This is a genomic window from Brumimicrobium sp., assembly GCA_023957385.1.
GTDB lineage: Bacteria > Bacteroidota > Bacteroidia > Flavobacteriales_D > Crocinitomicaceae > Brumimicrobium.
This window is the reverse complement of record JAMLGZ010000001.1, coordinates 2,189,370-2,205,871: the sequence shown is the minus strand read 5'-3', so window position 1 is coordinate 2,205,871 and position 16,502 is coordinate 2,189,370. Positions and strand designations below refer to the sequence as shown.

The following is a 16,502-nucleotide window of genomic DNA, read 5'->3' as shown; positions in this document are numbered from 1 at the left end:
CTTTATAATATAATGAAAAGATCTCGTATAAAATTATTTTCTCTCCTTTTTGTAGTTTGTTTTATCGTTGTAGCTTGTGGTCCGAAAATAGGTAAAGCTGAACTAAAAGAGAGTGTGCTTTCATATCTGAGTTCTACAGATGATTTATTGTATTATGGATATATAGACTATTTGCATATCAAGAATCAATCTGAATTACAGGATATTCCAGGAGTTGGTGCTTTTATTCAAAATAAGTTAACAGCCATTGAGTCTGCAATAGATGTTAGTAAACCCATTTATTTTGCCATATCAGATGTGCAAAATGAAGTAGATATCCCAAATAACAGTACGTTCTTTTTTGCCGTGAAAGATAAAGATGCTTTGGCGCATGTATTAGAAGATTTAGGGTTAATGCGTAATGAAAAATCAAATCTATTTTTATATGGAAATAATGGATTAAGTATCGGATTTACAGATGATATAGGAGTAATAGCATACGACGAGTCGGGGTCAAACTTAGAAGGAGAAATTATACAAACTTTTGCAACTATTGAAAAAGGAGCTTCTAAGAAAGAATTTGAGGAAGTACTTAGTAAGAAAGCAGATCTTATAGTTGCAAGCCCTATTATCAATGTATTTCAATATCTAACTCATTCCGATTTGCCATTTGCCACAACAAAGTACAGTGATTTTCTTGAAAAAATCAAAATTACACAAGGTGTGACTACTGTTCAATTTAATGATGGGGAAATAAGCATTCAATCTGAATTAGTTTTTATGAATGGGGATGTGCAAAAACATTTGGATCAAATCTTTTCTAAGAAAAATGCTAGTATCATCAATTATTTGGGACCTAACACCCCAAGTAGTGCATTCACATGTTCTGTTGATGTTGTGGCGATTGAAAATTTCATAGAATCACATTTAATGGAAAAAGAACAACTGAAGTCAGGCTTACAAATGTTCTATAGATCGTATGGAGATAAAGGAGCTTTAATAGAATCCATAGCTAAGGGTAAACTTACAACGATTTGGGACGGTGTTTTTGGAATGTCAATGAATTTATCTCCTGAATTATCTAAAGAAAATGGAGAAGAATCCTTAACAAGATATTACGTTGGTTTGGGAACAGAAAAACAAAATATTCATGACTTAATTGGCTCATTGGCAAAAGGTAATAAATTGCAGAATTATGGAGACAATTTTTATGGAATGGGAGAGGAGAGTATCTTAAAAGTAGAAGAGAATTTCTTATTAATTCAAGATAAAATAGGGGGGCAAAAGACTTTTGAAGTTGGTAAGATGGATGTGAATCAACTTTCAGAATTTGGGGCACAACCAATTTCCTTTTATTTTAAACCTACTGAAGATGGAAAAGAATTTAATTATCTAGGATATCCCGCATTTAATGTGCTTACACCTATTGTTGATATTGTTACCCTGAATATGAATAGTAGAAAGATGGAAATAAAGATTCAGTTTAAAAATAAAAAGGAGAATTCACTCAAACAACTTAAAGATAAATTGGAAAGAGGTATAGTAAATATGTCTTCCTATGAATTTTAATCAAAAAAAAGACTGCCTTTTGGCAGTCTCTTAGAATGATATTAGAATATTATAAGCCTAATAAAATTTCGTAAGGATCTCTTCCTCCAAACAGCATTCTTTCAGGGTTTTCAAGCATTTCTTTTACTTTCACAAGGAAACTAACTGATTCTTTACCATCAATGATTCTATGGTCATAAGAAAGAGCTAAATACATCATAGGGCGTATAACAACTTGTCCATTAATAGCAACTGGACGCTCAACAATATTGTGCATTCCTAAAATTGCAGATTGGGGAGGATTAATAATTGGTGTTGACATCATAGAACCAAATACTCCGCCATTGGTGATTGTAAATGTTCCACCAGTCATCTCGTCTGGAGTAATCTTTCCATCTCGTGCTTTAATGGCCAAACGCTTAATTTCTTTTTCAATCTCTGCTAAAGACATAACTTCTGCGTTTCGCACAACAGGTACCATTAATCCTTTGGGAGAAGATACTGCTATACCAACATCAGCATAGTCGTGCATAATCATATTCTGTCCATCGATCTGGGCATTTACGGCTGGGAATAGATGTAAAGCTTCTGTTACTGCCTTTGTGAAGAAAGACATAAATCCAAGATTTACTTCGTGATGTTCAGCGAAAGTCTTTTTATACTTTTCACGTAAATCCATAATAGGCTTCATATCTACTTCATTAAAAGTAGTTAACATAGCAGTTTCATTTTTTACAGAAACTAAACGTTCAGCTACTTTACGACGAAGCATAGACATTTTTTGCTCATCTTTATTTCGGGTGCCTCCCCAACCATTTGCAGCAGATGTATCAAAACCATTAGACATAGCATTAATTACATCTTGTTTTGTGACACGTCCATCTTTTCCGCTTCCTGTAACTTTAGAGATGTTATTTTCACGCATCATTTTGGCTGCTGCAGGAGAGGCTGATCCAGAAGCATAAGAATCTTTTGCTGGTGTTACATTTACTGGTTCAATACGTGCGTCTGGAGCTTTATCTGCAACTTTTTCTTCTTTTTTATCAGCTACAGGTTCTTCCTTTTTCACTTCTTTAGGAGTTTCTTTTTTCTCTGGAGCTTTTGCAGAAGTGTCAATTAAACAAACGACAGCGCCAATTTTCACGGTATCCCCTTCAGCAGCTTTCAAGGTGATAATTCCTGATTCTTCTGCAGGTAATTCGAGTGTTGCTTTATCGGAATCAACTTCAGCAATTGCTTGGTCTTTTTCTACATAATCTCCATCGGAAACTAGCCACTGTGCTATCTCTACTTCTGAGATAGATTCCCCTGGGCTAGGTACTTTCATTTCTAAAACTGACATCTTTTCTTCAATTTATTTATTTGGCAGTTACACCTACGTAACTAAATAATTTTTCATGTAAATTCTTCAATCTCTTTAAGTGGATTGCTTTAGATCCTGTTGCTGGTGAAGCAGATGCAGGAATGGCAACACATTGTAGATTGATATGACGTAAATTCATAGCCATATGCGTCCAAGCGCCCATATTTTCAGGTTCTTCTTGTCCCCAAATGATATGTTCTGCTTTTTTATACTTAGCTAAGATAGCGTCGATTTCTTGCTTAGGTAGTGGGTACAATTGCTCTACACGAACAAAAGCTACTTCGTCAGTAATTCCTCTACTTGCTGCAGCATCTAAGAAATCATAATATACCTTTCCTGAACATAAAACAACTACAGATGCTGTTTTGTGTACATTTCTAGGATCATCTACTACGTATTCAAATTGTCCATTTGCAAAATCCTCCATAGAAGAAACTGCTTTTGGATGGCGTAATAACATCTTAGGTGAGAATATAATCAAAGGCTTTCTAAAATTACGTTTCATTTGTCTTCTCAACGCATGGAAATAGTTTGCAGGTGTTGTTGCATTAATCACTTGAATGTTTAAATCGCCACAACTCTGTAGGAAACGCTCCATACGACCTGAAGAGTGTTCAGATCCTTGTCCTTCATATCCATGAGGTAATAAAACTACTAATCCTGACTGAACATTCCATTTATCTTCTCCTGCAGTTATAAACTGATCGAAAATAATTTGAGCGCCATTCATAAAATCGCCAAACTGAGCTTCCCAAATAGTTAACCCTTTTGGCGTTGTTACAGAATATCCATATTCATATCCTAATACAGCATATTCAGATAATAAAGAGTTGTAGATACTATATCTCGCCTGTCCTTTTTCGAGTAAATTCAATGGTATAATTTTCTCTTCGGTATCTTCTGTTGTAACTACTGCGTGGCGATGGGAGAAAGTTCCCCTTTCCACATCCTGCCCTGTCAAACGGATAGGGTAACCTTCTGTTAATAGCGTTGCACAAGCCAACATTTCGCCCATTCCCCAGTCCATTTCATCTCTTTCAATCATAGCGAGACGATCATCAAAGAGTTTGGAAATTTTTCTAAAAATGCTTTTATCGGTAGGTAATGTAGAAACTTTTTTGGCAAGTTCTATCAGCTTCTTTTTCGGGAATTTAGTATCTACTGGAGCTAGCAAATCTTTCTCATCATTTGCTTGACTGTATCCTTCCCATAAATCTTGCACATAACTCTTAATAACAGCTTGCCCCTCATTTTTAGCTGCTTCATAGGCTGCATCTAATTTTCCTTCAATCTCTCCCTCAAGTTTCTTATAATATGCTTCATCAATAGTTCCTTCTTCAATTAACTGTCTTTTGTAGATTTCTCTAGGGTCAGGGTGTTTAGCTATTGATTTGTACAGATTAGGTTGTGTAAATTTTGGTTCGTCTCCTTCATTATGTCCATATTTTCTGTATGAAAGAAGATCTATGAAAATATCTTTATTAAATTTTTGTCTGTATTCAATTGCAATAATAAAGGTTTGTGCTACTGCCTCAATATCATCTCCATTTACATGAAATACGGGAGCGTTTATAATTTTGGCAATGTCTGTACAATAAGTACTTGATCTTCCATCTAAATAATTTGTTGTAAATCCAACTTGGTTATTAATAACTAGATGGATAGTCCCTCCCGTTCCAAATCCGTTTAATTCAGCCATTTGTACGGTTTCATATACTACACCTTGTCCAGCAATGGAGGCATCTCCATGAATAATAACAGGAACTACTTCATTTTTGGAAGTATAATAATTATCAGATTTTGCCCTAGTAATACCTTCCGCTACCGGAGCAACTGCTTCTAAGTGGGATGGATTTGGTGAAAGCGTTAGTGCAATATCTTTTTCATCTATTTTCGCTACAGAATGCCAGCCTAAATGGTATTTTACATCTCCGTCAAAGCTTTCTATATCTGCAAATTCTTTTCCTTCAAATTCATTGAATAGGCCAGTTAAATCTTTATTAAGGATATTAACTAAAATATTTAAACGCCCTCTATGAGCCATTCCGAAAACAAACTCTTTCACTCCTAGTTTGGCACCAACATGTATCATTTGATCTAAACTAGAAATAAAGGATTCACTTCCCTCTAATGAGAATCGCTTTTGCCCGACATATTTCTTTTGTAAGAATTGTTCAAAAAGATTAGCTTCACTTACTTTTTTAAGGAGTTGTTTTTTGTCTTCAGTAGAAAATTTAGGTCTATTTTCTACTTCTAATTTATTCATGAACCATTCTTTGCGCTCTGGATTACGAATATAGGTATATTCAATTCCAATACTTTCGCAATATGCTTCGTCTAAATGTTTTATAATATCTCTAAGAGTAGCTGCACCAATTCCAATTCGAGTACCTGCTTGGAAAACGGTGTCTAAATCATTTTCTGATAAGTCAAAATTTTCGAGAGCTAGGGTAGGAGCATACTTTCTTCTATCTCTTACAGGGTTTGTCTTTGTAAAATAGTGTCCTCTGTTTCTGTATCCCTCAATTAGGTTAACTACCTTTAATTCTTTTTGGAAATTTTCTGGAACTCCACCTTCCACATCGTAGTTTGTTTGAGCAAATTCAAATCCTTCAAAGAATTTTCTCCACCCCTCATCTACGCTATTTGAGTCTCTTTTATAGGAGTTATACAATTCATCTATCGCATTTACATCTGCGTTACCGACATATGATACTTTATCCATGCTAATTTTTCACATTTTAAATGGAAACACAAAGTTATAATTATATTGAATGAAATGGAAAGTTTTATCTGAAAATATTCATTAAAACATACTGAAGAAATGTGAATGAAATGATTAAGAAAATATGTAAGGAATATTAATAGGTTAATTTGAACCCTATTCCATGGATGTTTTCAATGTTGACTGAAGGGTCATTTGCTAGATATTTGCGTAATTTAGTGATGAAAACATCTAGACTTCTTCCCGCAAAATAATCATCTTTTCCCCACACTGAATTTAATACTAATTCTCGATCTACTACCTGATTTTGAAATTTGCAGAGTAGCTGAAGCACTAAGGCTTCTTTTTTTGTGAGTTTCTTTTCAAAGTCGGGTCCTTTCAATTGATAGTTGGGAACATCAAACAAAAATTTATTAATCTTGAGAATTTCAGAGTCTTTCTTCTCAGTTTCAATATTCACTCGCCTTAGCAACGCTTGTACGCGAACTTTTAATTCTTCTGAACTAAAAGGTTTGGTCAAATAATCGTCTCCTCCCGAATGAAATCCTTTTACCTTGTCTTCTGTTTGATTTTTTGCCGAAAGAAATAAAATAGGGATTTCTTTATTGATTTTACGAATGTCCTCCGCTAAACTAAAACCATCTTTCTTAGGCATCATTACGTCAAAAATACAAAGATGAAAAGCATTTTCATTAAAGCGTTGCAAGCCTTCTTTGCCATCCGAAGCGAGTACAACTTGGTATCCATAAGTGATTAGTTGATCCGAAATGATAAATCCTAAGCTAGTATCGTCTTCTACAAGTAATATTTTGGGTCTCATATCTTATTATATATTATTGGGAGCCAAATGGTAAATATGCTTCCCTCTCCAATTTTGCTATTAACGTTAATTTTGCCGTTATGTTTTTCTACGATTAATTTCACATAGTAAAGCCCTAATCCAAAACCTTTTACATCATGTTTGTTTCCGGTAGGTACTCTATAGAATTGATCAAATATTTGACTAATTTGTTCTTCTGAGATGCCTATTCCATTGTCTTGAACGGTTATTTCTATACCTTTTTGAACATTTTTAGAACTGATTTTTATTACAGGAGTCTTCTCACAATATTTTTGTGCATTATCTACTAAATTAAGAAAAATATTAGCCAAATGGATAGGATCGGCATAAACCATATCATTTTCTGCTTGTAAAGAGAGACCAATTTGACTATCATTTTGATTTTGATTAAATTTTATATTTTCAGCAATCTCTTGTAAAATCCCATGTAATGATATATCCTCAAATTTTAATTCCAAATCATTTCGGTCAAGCCGAGCCATATTTAGTACACGTTCTACTTGCTTTTCCAAGCGCTTATTTTCTTTGTAAATGACCTCAGCGTATTTTTTTACACGTTCAGCGTCGTGAGCAAAATCGGCATGTAATAACATTTCACTGGATAGACCTATAGTTGATATTGGAGTTTTTAACTCATGTGTCATGTTGTTTACAAAATCAGTCTTGATTTCTGAAATTCGTTTTTGCCGGATAATTACAAAAATGGAAATAGTAAAAAATATCAGCAAAAGAATAGCTACAATTCCAACGTATATCCATGGATGTCTAAGAGCGATCAATTTATCATCTAGGGGATTTGATTCAATATTAGGGAAATATACTGTAAAATAATGTCCATCTTTTTTCCATTCCATTTTACTAGAAGGAATGCCCATCCCTTTATCAGTTGGTGCAAAAAGAGAATCTCTCGTAAACTGAATCAGATTTCCATAAATGATACTGTCATTGTAACAATCATAAATACCATATTGAAAATTTTGATAGATATTGTGTTGGTAGAAGGTACGTTTTAACAATTGTTCCAAATAATAAGGATGGAGATTTTCATTGATGTCCACCAAGAAATAATTTGAACTCTTTTGTTTTACTGAGCCATATAAATCGATGTTTTCGATATTGTTTGCTGTACTAATTTGTTCCACTACATTGCGTAGTGCTACTCGTACAGATTCTTCAAATTGACGTGTATTTAAGCTATCCTGCCTTTCTTGTATTATAATAGCATCCTTTTGAGCGCGTATCGTACGGTTTATCCATAATACTTGAACCAATAAAATACTGATAATCGAGAGTACTCCGATTAAAATCACCATATTTATGGTTCTCCTTTTCATGAAAAGAAAGGATAGGTGAAGAGCCTATTTGATAACATCTAATTCTTTTCCCACTTTGATAAATGCAGCAATTGCTTTATCTAAATGAGCTTTTGTATGAGCTGCTGATAATTGCGTTCTGATTCTAGCTTTTCCTTTAGCAACAACAGGATAGAAGAAACCAGTAGCATATATACCTTCCTCTAATAGTCTGTTGGCAAATTTCTGAGAAAGTGCTGCATCATATAACATAATAGGAACAATAGCAGATTCTCCTTTTACAATATCAAATCCAGCATCAATAATTGCTTTCTTGAAATAGTTAGTATTCTCTTCTAATTTATCTCTTAATTCGGTGCTACTACTTAACAAATCGAATACTTTAATGGCTGCACCTACGATAGATGGTGCAAGAGAATTTGAAAATAAATAAGGACGAGAACGCTGACGTAACATTGCAATAATTTCTTTTTTGGAAGTAATATAACCTCCCATAGCTCCACCTAAAGCTTTCCCTAGTGTCCCAGTAATGATATCTACTCTGTCCATAACGTTATAATGTTCTGGAACTCCACGACCTGTTTTACCAATAAATCCAGCAGAGTGACATTCATCACTCATAACGAGTGCATCATATTTTTCAGCTAAATCACAAATTTGATCCATCTTTGCAAAATCACCATCCATAGAAAAAACTCCATCGGTAACAATGATTCTAAAACGCTGATCTTTTGCTTTTTTCAATTGCTCTTCTAAATCAGCCATGTCACTGTGCTTATAGCGATAACGAACGGCTTTGCTCAAACGAATACCGTCAATGATAGAGGCATGGTTTAATTCGTCAGAAATAATTGCATCTTGCTCTCCAAATAGAGGTTCAAAAACACCTCCGTTTGCATCAAATGCTGCGGCATAGAGAATGGTGTCTTCTTTCCCGTAGAAATTAGCAATCTTCTTTTCTAATTCCTTGTGAATATCTTGAGTTCCACATATAAAACGAACGGAAGACATTCCAAAACCATGTGTGTCTAAAGCTTCTTTAGCAGCTTTAACTACTTCAGGATGAGAGGATAATCCCAAATAATTGTTAGCACACATAATTACAACATCATCTCCTGTACTAACGGTTACTTCAGCTCCTTGTGGTGTTGTAATGACACGTTCTTCTTTGTAGATTCCATCTGCTTTTATCTGGTTTAACTCTTGAGTTAAAAAATCTTTCATTTTTCCGTACATCGTCTTAATTTTTTGTCAAACAAATTTAGTCTTTTATTAATTTTCACTTTCATACCGATAGCTATCAGAATGAAACTTTCAATAGCATTCCAATTACCCCATATATGGATATCTGTAATCTTTAGGGGGATTAAATGTTTCTTTAATAGAACGAGCAGAAACCCAACGCAATAAATTAAGTTTTGCACCCGCTTTATCGTTAGTACCTGAACCTCTGGCTCCACCAAATGGCTGTTGACTAACCACAGCTCCTGTCGGTTTATCGTTGATGTAGAAGTTACCTGCAGCATTCTCTAATTTTCTGACAGCCAAATTGATGGCATATCTATCTTTAGCTAAGATAGAACCAGTCAATGCATATTCAGAGGTTTGATCTACTAAATCAAGCGTTTCTTCATATTTCTTTTCGTCATATATATAGATAGTCATTACGGGGCCAAAAATCTCCTCTACCATTGTTTTAAATTGAGGATCTTTTGTAACAATAATAGTTGGTTCAATGAAATAACCGTCCGATTTATCGTATTTTCCACCTGTAATAATTTCAGCATCTTTATGCTTTTTAGCATAATCAATGTATGTTGTGATTTTGTCAAATGCTGTTTCGTTGATAACAGCTGTAATAAAGTTGGAAACATCATCAGGGGTTCCTATTTTAAAGGAATTCACCTGATCTAAAAGCATTTTTTTAACATCTTTCCATAGGTTAGAAGGAATATAGGCTCTAGATGCAGCTGAACATTTTTGCCCTTGGAATTCAAACGCACCTCTTGCAATAGCAGTTGCTACTTCTAATGGATTAGCAGAAGCATGCACCATAATAAAGTCTTTTCCTCCCGTTTCACCCACTATTCGTGGGTAAGATCTGTATTTATCTAAGTTTCCTCCAATTGTTTTCCATAAATTACGGAATACTTCAGTAGATCCTGTAAAGTGGAGTCCTGCAAATTCTTTGTGAGAGAATACTAAATCACCTAAGATACTCCCACGTACGTTTATCATATTGATAACACCATCTGGAAGTCCAGCCTCTTTTAGAATTTCCATGATTACGTTTGCAGAATATACTTGAGTCTCAGCCGGTTTCCATATCACAACATTTCCGAGCATGGCTGGAGTAGAAGGAAGGTTACCAGAAATAGCAGTAAAGTTAAACGGAGTAATTGCTACTACAAACCCTTCTAAAGGTCTCCATTCCATGCGGTTCCATATTCCTGGAGAAGATTCAGGTTGCTCTGCATAGATTTCAGACATGTATTGCACATTGAATCGAAAGAAGTCGATTAATTCACATGCAGAGTCTATCTCAGCCTGAAAAACTGTTTTAGATTGGCATAACATTGTTGCTGCATTAATCTTATCTCTGTATGGGCCTGCCATCAAATCGGCAGCTTTTAGGAAAATACTTGCTCTTTCTTCCCAAGGAAGGTTAGCCCATTTTTCCTTTGCTTTTAATGCGGATTGGATAGCTTCTTCAACGTGTTTCTTTTCTCCAATACTAGCGTGACCAATCACTTTTTGGTGATTGTGCGGAGGACAAATATCTTTTTTATTTTTTGTTATGATTTCTTTCCCACCGATGTGTAAAGGTACATCAATCGGTTTTTGAGAAAGCATCTCTTTGTATTTACTCAAAAGAGATTTGATTTCAGCAGAATTAGGTAAATATGTTTTAACAGGCTCGTTAGCTGCTTTTGGGACTTTAAAATGTGCGAATGTCATAATTACGTTCTTTTTTGTTGCATGCAAAAATAAACATTCATTCTCTATATATCAAATTATATTGAGTTGAAAGTTGAATACTGATAGCTATCGGTATGAAAGTTGAAAATCAGCAATGAATATGAATCAGGGAAGTTATATAAAATGGTCAACCCTATTTAGAGAAATTCAGGTTAAGGCGGCTGGCTTTGCCGACCGATAGCCTCCCATTACAATTGTTACCCCGAAAACCTTGATGGCTTAGAGGCTATCTTTTTAAATAATTCTTATTGCTTTCAACTTTACAAATTAAATGCAATCCATATACAGTTGAAATTAGTAATCTTATTTATTTTTTTGCAAATGCACAACGGGTTGACATTAAGTATATTATAAAAAAAACATTTTTATTCACATATAATTCCTTGAAAAAAATAATTACATCTGTATATATTTAGGGAAAATAATAATACTTTTAAGAAAAAAACATGACGAAATCCCTACTCATATTACTTTCTTTTTTTATTGTAACAGGAACTTTCTCTCAAACAACTTTGGATGAATATCTGAATCGATATCAGAAAGCTTCCATCAATGAGAAAGTCTCTTTATTTTATTACTTTTTTACAGATTTTAATAATGAAAATAAAGACAGCCTCTTATATTATGTTAAAGATTTACAGTCAATAGGGTTAGAGTTGCATAGACCTGATATAATTTCTATGTCAAACAGAGGGATGTCTCGTTACTTAAGAGATAATAATTTATATAAAGAGTCGGAGAGGAAATTAGAGAAAGTAATAAATTATAATAAAGAGATAGGAAATGACACCTTGTTGGCTGAAGCTTATAATGAAATGGGAAATCTCCAATTTTTACAAGGTAAATTATCTGTAGCAGAGGCTTTTTATAATCGGAGTTTGAGCCTTGCCCAGAAAATAAAAATTAAGAAATATATTCTTCTTCCATACCCAAATATTGCGCGTATCTATATTGAACAAAAGAAATATGAAGAAGCTGAGAAATTATTAATAGAATATAATATGTATTATGAGGAGCATAAGGATCCTGAAAAACTTTCTCTTGTTGACGGAATTCTTGGTCAGCTCTATATGGATTTAGAAGATTTTGATAAAGCAAAAGATTATTTCATGTTGAGTATGGAAAATGGCTTGTCTAGCGGAAACCTCCTAAATGTGTCAAATGGTTATACAAATCTAGGAATTACAGAATATGTGGCCGAAGAATATGAGCGAGCAGAGTCCTATTTTAGATTGGCCTTGGCATATCGTATTAAGAATAAGGATCGTTTTTTCATTTCTGAAGGGTACTATAATTTAGGTGATTATTATTTTGGATTAGAGAAATTAGATTCAGCCTTGGCAAATTATAAAAGGGCTGTAACTGTTGCTGAAAGTATAAATAATAGCCATATCCAATATGATGCATTGAATCAAATGAAAGAAATATATATACAACTCAAGCAGGACAAGAATTTGATTCAAGTATTTGAGAAGATAGTATTAGTATTAAATGAGATGAACATTTATCAATCCAATAAAACCATTGAGTTATTGAGTGAAAGTTATGAACAGTCCCTTCAGGAAACAGAAGAGATGGCCAATATGCGTGAATCTCAGGCTGCAAAAAAGGTAGGAGCCTATCAATCTATCTTTAATAAGTGGATGTGGATAGGTCTTGCAGGTCTATTCTGTCTATTTATCTTGACTTACGTTAGGAGAAGAAAAAATAAAGAACATCTAGGGTAATATAAGTATGGCATTAAAAGAAGCAACATTTGGGATGGGATGTTTTTGGTGTACGGAAGCAATTTTTAGTAACTTAGAAGGAGTTATTGCTATTCATCCGGGATATGCGGGTGGGCATATAAAAAATCCATCTTACAAGGAAGTTTGCTCAGGTAGAACAGGACACATTGAGGTTAGTCGAATTACTTATGACGATACAATTGTTAGTTTTGAAAAACTATTAGAGGTATTTTGGTATATGCATGATCCAACATCCATAGACAAACAAGGGAATGATATAGGAGAGCAATATAAATCTATTGTTTTTTACCATGACGAAGAGCAAAAGGAGTTAACTGAAAAATACAAAGAACGTATAAATCATTTAGGGGTTTATGACAAACCTATTGTGACTGAAATAAGACCTTTGACTACTTACTATCCTGCCGAAGAAAATCATAAAGCTTATTTTGATAACAACCCCGATCAACCCTATTGTGCAATGGTTATACGACCAAAGGTTGAAAAATTTCAGAAGATATTTGGAAAAAAGTAGGAATAGATTATCGTGCGTGCCTTGCAATATTTTATACTAAATTCAAGATTTAGCGTCTCGTATTGTTGCATAAAATATTAAAAAATCATACGAAAAATGAGCGGCCACTCCAAACCATAATCCGAACTCGATATATCCATAAGCGATAATAAGAATAAAAGGAAAAACTAAAATTCCAGATAGATTCCTTTTCCATTCACGCACACTGAAATACCCATGAACTAAAATAAAGATAAAGGAAGTAATAAGAGGACCTAACCAACTTTGAATAGCTGCCCTAAAGAGAATCTCTTCCCCAATCCCGGCACATAGTGACATAAATAATATATCAAAGATATTAAGATTTATTTCTTTAATCATACGGGACTGAACTTGAGTGATCTCATCGAAGATGGGAAACTGAGTTACCAATAAAATGAAAAAAGCATAAATGAATCCAAACAACAATCCTATTAGAGTGAGTGGGCTGTAAAAAGATTCTAGGTCAAGCATTTCTAAGAATGGAGTTTTGTTGAAATAGTATATGCCATACCATCCAATAAATGGAAAAACAATTAAAGTTACCCAACCAAGAAGATAAAATAATGATTTGTAATGCATTCTTTATACTTTTGCATAAAAGTAGAAAAAACTATGAGAGAAATAATTTTAGATTGGATAAAAAGTCTTTATGGAATCAGTTCATCTAGCTCTATACGTTCATTAATCAGAAATCATGATTTCCAAAAACATGAAGTATTATGGGTGTTAGGTTTGCTAGTAGCTTTAGCAGTAGTATTTTTTCTTTTATGGTTTATTGCCAGAAAGATCCTCTTATTGGTTATTAAGCCAATTTCAAAAAAATCGAAAACAAAATTTGATGATTATTTAATTGAAACAGGATTTTTTAAGATACTGGCTAATTTATTTCCATTACTATTTTTAAATTATTTTTTCTCCATAGTCTTTTTTTCCTTACCCACCGTTTTAAAGGGCTCCTATAAAGTAACAGAAATCATCTTAGCTATCGTTATTTTAATTAGTATTCGTCGTTTTTTGAATGCTGTCGGACTCTTATTAAAAGAGAAACCATATTTTAAAGACAAACCTATTGGAGCTTACATTCAGACTGGGAAATTGATTATTACATTTATTTTTATTGTTATTCTCTTGTCCACACTAACAGACCAATCTCCAACATTCATCTTTACCTCCCTGGGAGCAATGACCGCAGTGTTATTGTTGGTCTTTAAAGATACATTGCTTGGATTTGTTGGGAGTATTCAAATCTCCATCAATGATATGGTGCGAGTAGGTGATTGGATAGAGATTGAGAAGTTTGGTGCAGATGGAGAAGTGAAAGAAATAACGCTTACGACTGTTAAGGTGCAAAACTGGGACAAAACCATTACAACAATCCCAACTTATAATCTGATTTCTGATAGTTTTAAAAATTGGAGAGGAATGTTGGAATCAAATGGGAGACGTATCAAGCGCTCTATTAATATCAAAATTGATTCTATTAAATTTGCAGACGATAAATTAATTAATCGTTTATCCAAAGTAAAGATACTTACTGAATTTATAGAAAATCAGCGAAAGGCTATAGAAGAGCATAATCAGAAATATGGTTTAATAGATGAGTACCAGATTAATGCACGTCGCCCTACAAATGTTGGTTTATTTAGAAGGTATATTGAATATTATATCAAAAATAACCAAGGTGTACGCGAAGATATGGCGCGAGTAGTACGCCAGTTACCTCCTACTACCAAAGGTTTACCTTTAGAAATTTATTGTTTTTCAGATTTGCAAAACATGGAAGGATATGAAATAATTATGGCAGATATCTTTGATCATGTTTTTGCTATTATAGATTTTTTTGAATTAGAAATTCATCAAGATCCAACAGGTTCAGATATTCGAATATTAAAAAAATAAATGGAATTAGTTGTAATGTTCATTTAAAAAGCGTTAAATTTAAACACTATTATTAACAAATCTATTTTTATGAAAAAACTTTTACTTCCAATCGTTGCTTTAACAATGTGTATTTCAATTGCTTATAGCCAAACAATTGTTTCTGTATCCTTTAGAGGGCGTGCAACTATTGATGATATTAATACTATTATCGGTATTCCAATTGCTCAATTTAATGTTAACTATTATAAAGTAACTTATAATTCAGTAGATGCCAAAGGAAATCCAGATGTGTTATCTGGTTTATTGATGGTACCTGATAGCGCTGGATTAGTATATCCAACCTTAATGTATGAACATGGAACTTCTGCTTGTAAAACATGTGTTCCTTCTCGTTACGAAGAAACTCCTGATGGAGATGAAGGTAGAGCAGGTTTAGTGTTTGCGTCTGTTGGATTTGTTTCATTGCTTCCTGATTATGTAGGGATGGGGGATGGAAATGGGTTCCAAACCTACGTTCACTATAATACGACAGTATCTGCATCTGAAGATATGTTGACAGCAGTGAGATCATGGGCAGCTGATAACGATATAGCATTAAATGACCAATTATTTATTACAGGGTATTCTCAAGGAGGATATGCTGCTGCTGCTTTCCATAAAGGAATGCAAGATAAACATGGGGCTAGTTTTGTGACTGCTGCGGCATACAATTCAGGGCCATATAGCTTATCCGGAGTAATGAGAGACTTAATCCTAGTGGATTCTGCTTATCAATATCCTGCATATATTCCTAATACGATGTTAGGATTCAATGAATACTATGAAGCATTTGATGATATTGCAGATGTATTCAAGCCAGAATTTGTAACAGATATTCAAAAGTATTATGACGGTGATATTTATTTAACCGAATTGAATGAGCGTATCATTGATACGTTGACTCAATATTTTGGTTCTCCGGTCGCTTACCACATGTTGAATGATAATATTTTAGACTCTATTGCAAATAGACCAAATTATATTATTAATAAGTTATTAGAACAAAATGATGTGTATAACTGGGTGCCAGAAAGCCCTACACGTATTTTTTACTGTAAGGGAGATGATCAGGTTCCGTATAAAAATAGTGAGGTAGCTATCGCTGAAATGTATTTATTAGGTGCGGATACTGATGATGTAAAAGCTGAAGATTTAGATGATGGATCAGGAATGACTCATGCTGACTGTGTTCAACCTGCTTTTACAAATACACTTTTCTTCTTTTTAGGGTACTACTCTGTAACTGTAGGTTTAGATAAAGATGTAACTTCTTCTTATAAAGTTTATCCAAATCCTTCTACGGATAAAGTGTTCTTAGATGGTGATATCCAAGGTGCTAGCGTGATGCTTTATGACTTAAATGGAAGAGAAAGAATGGCAAATACAGCTTATGATTCTTTCAAAGGAATAGATGTTTCTAGTTTAGAAAATGGTACTTATATTTTAGTGGTTACATCTCAAAATGGAACAGTTAACTTTAACAAAGTCATCGTAGGGAAATAAATTTTTCTACTTAAAAAATTAAAAGGGAAGCTTGCTTCCCTTTTTTTG

General features: G+C 33.8%; 12 protein-coding genes. 5 read left to right on the top strand and 7 right to left on the bottom strand.

The window, feature by feature from the left end; translation table 11 throughout:
- Positions 1-12 precede the first annotated feature (12 nt).
- Positions 13-1,548, top strand: a complete 1,536-nt coding sequence (locus M9897_09640) for a DUF4836 family protein (protein ID MCO5269144.1) — start codon at positions 13-15, stop codon at positions 1,546-1,548.
- Between the two features lie 49 nt (positions 1,549-1,597).
- Here the strand turns inward: M9897_09640 and odhB are convergent, their stop codons facing one another.
- The 6 genes from odhB to pruA form a co-directional block, all read right to left on the bottom strand.
- Complete coding sequence (gene odhB / locus M9897_09635; protein ID MCO5269143.1) at positions 1,598-2,869, bottom strand: 2-oxoglutarate dehydrogenase complex dihydrolipoyllysine-residue succinyltransferase; 1,272 nt, start codon at positions 2,867-2,869, stop codon at positions 1,598-1,600.
- A gap of 16 nt (positions 2,870-2,885) precedes the next feature.
- On the bottom strand, positions 2,886-5,615 hold the full coding sequence (locus tag M9897_09630) for a 2-oxoglutarate dehydrogenase E1 component (GenBank protein MCO5269142.1): 2,730 nt from the start codon (positions 5,613-5,615) through the stop codon (positions 2,886-2,888).
- A gap of 136 nt (positions 5,616-5,751) precedes the next feature.
- Positions 5,752-6,435 carry a response regulator transcription factor gene (locus M9897_09625; protein MCO5269141.1) on the bottom strand — a complete coding sequence of 228 codons (684 nt, stop codon included), beginning with the start codon at positions 6,433-6,435 and terminating at the stop codon, positions 5,752-5,754.
- Positions 6,432-7,769, bottom strand: coding sequence for a HAMP domain-containing histidine kinase (locus M9897_09620; protein MCO5269140.1), 1,338 nt, complete (start codon positions 7,767-7,769; stop codon positions 6,432-6,434). The genes M9897_09625 and M9897_09620 overlap by 4 nt, the downstream gene beginning before the upstream one ends.
- 45 nt (positions 7,770-7,814) lie before the next feature.
- Positions 7,815-9,005 carry a glycine C-acetyltransferase gene (gene kbl / locus M9897_09615; GenBank protein ID MCO5269139.1) on the bottom strand — a complete coding sequence of 397 codons (1,191 nt, stop codon included), beginning with the start codon at positions 9,003-9,005 and terminating at the stop codon, positions 7,815-7,817.
- A 93-nt stretch (positions 9,006-9,098) separates the two neighbouring features.
- Positions 9,099-10,727 carry an L-glutamate gamma-semialdehyde dehydrogenase gene (gene pruA, locus M9897_09610; protein ID MCO5269138.1) on the bottom strand — a complete coding sequence of 543 codons (1,629 nt, stop codon included), beginning with the start codon at positions 10,725-10,727 and terminating at the stop codon, positions 9,099-9,101.
- A gap of 467 nt (positions 10,728-11,194) precedes the next feature.
- Between pruA and M9897_09605 the strand changes: the two genes are divergently transcribed.
- The gene (locus M9897_09605; protein ID MCO5269137.1) at positions 11,195-12,475 is read left to right on the top strand and encodes a tetratricopeptide repeat protein; all 1,281 of its coding nucleotides are present in this window, start codon (positions 11,195-11,197) and stop codon (positions 12,473-12,475) included.
- Between the two features lie 7 nt (positions 12,476-12,482).
- The gene (gene msrA, locus M9897_09600) at positions 12,483-13,010 is read left to right on the top strand and encodes a peptide-methionine (S)-S-oxide reductase MsrA (GenBank protein ID MCO5269136.1); all 528 of its coding nucleotides are present in this window, start codon (positions 12,483-12,485) and stop codon (positions 13,008-13,010) included.
- Between the two features lie 42 nt (positions 13,011-13,052).
- Here msrA and M9897_09595 read toward each other — a convergent pair whose 3' ends face one another.
- Complete coding sequence (locus M9897_09595) at positions 13,053-13,610, bottom strand: CPBP family intramembrane metalloprotease (GenBank protein MCO5269135.1); 558 nt, start codon at positions 13,608-13,610, stop codon at positions 13,053-13,055.
- 33 nt (positions 13,611-13,643) lie between these two features.
- Here M9897_09595 and M9897_09590 point away from each other — a divergent pair, with 33 nt between their 5' ends.
- Together M9897_09590 and M9897_09585 are read left to right on the top strand one after the other, a co-directional pair.
- Positions 13,644-14,930 carry a mechanosensitive ion channel family protein gene (locus M9897_09590; protein MCO5269134.1) on the top strand — a complete coding sequence of 429 codons (1,287 nt, stop codon included), beginning with the start codon at positions 13,644-13,646 and terminating at the stop codon, positions 14,928-14,930.
- Between the two features lie 69 nt (positions 14,931-14,999).
- Entirely contained in the window at positions 15,000-16,454 is a 1,455-nt protein-coding gene (locus tag M9897_09585; protein ID MCO5269133.1) for a T9SS type A sorting domain-containing protein, read from the top strand.
- The last annotated feature ends 48 nt before the right edge of the window (positions 16,455-16,502 follow it).

What these genes read in the sequence shown, in the direction of transcription:
- msrA (MCO5269136.1), top strand. Translation starts at nt 12,483, where the DNA reads ATGGCATTAAAAGAAGCAACATTTGGGATGGGATGTTTTTGGTGTACG.
- kbl (MCO5269139.1), bottom strand. Translation starts at nt 9,005, where the DNA reads ATGTACGGAAAAATGAAAGATTTTTTAACTCAAGAGTTAAACCAGATA.
- M9897_09605 (MCO5269137.1), top strand. Translation starts at nt 11,195, where the DNA reads ATGACGAAATCCCTACTCATATTACTTTCTTTTTTTATTGTAACAGGA.
- odhB (MCO5269143.1), bottom strand. Translation starts at nt 2,869, where the DNA reads ATGTCAGTTTTAGAAATGAAAGTACCTAGCCCAGGGGAATCTATCTCA.
- pruA (MCO5269138.1), bottom strand. Translation starts at nt 10,727, where the DNA reads ATGACATTCGCACATTTTAAAGTCCCAAAAGCAGCTAACGAGCCTGTT.
- M9897_09620 (MCO5269140.1), bottom strand. Translation starts at nt 7,769, where the DNA reads ATGGTGATTTTAATCGGAGTACTCTCGATTATCAGTATTTTATTGGTT.
- M9897_09585 (MCO5269133.1), top strand. Translation starts at nt 15,000, where the DNA reads ATGAAAAAACTTTTACTTCCAATCGTTGCTTTAACAATGTGTATTTCA.
- M9897_09590 (MCO5269134.1), top strand. Translation starts at nt 13,644, where the DNA reads ATGAGAGAAATAATTTTAGATTGGATAAAAAGTCTTTATGGAATCAGT.
- M9897_09595 (MCO5269135.1), bottom strand. Translation starts at nt 13,610, where the DNA reads ATGCATTACAAATCATTATTTTATCTTCTTGGTTGGGTAACTTTAATT.
- M9897_09625 (MCO5269141.1), bottom strand. Translation starts at nt 6,435, where the DNA reads ATGAGACCCAAAATATTACTTGTAGAAGACGATACTAGCTTAGGATTT.
- M9897_09630 (MCO5269142.1), bottom strand. Translation starts at nt 5,615, where the DNA reads ATGGATAAAGTATCATATGTCGGTAACGCAGATGTAAATGCGATAGAT.
- M9897_09640 (MCO5269144.1), top strand. Translation starts at nt 13, where the DNA reads ATGAAAAGATCTCGTATAAAATTATTTTCTCTCCTTTTTGTAGTTTGT.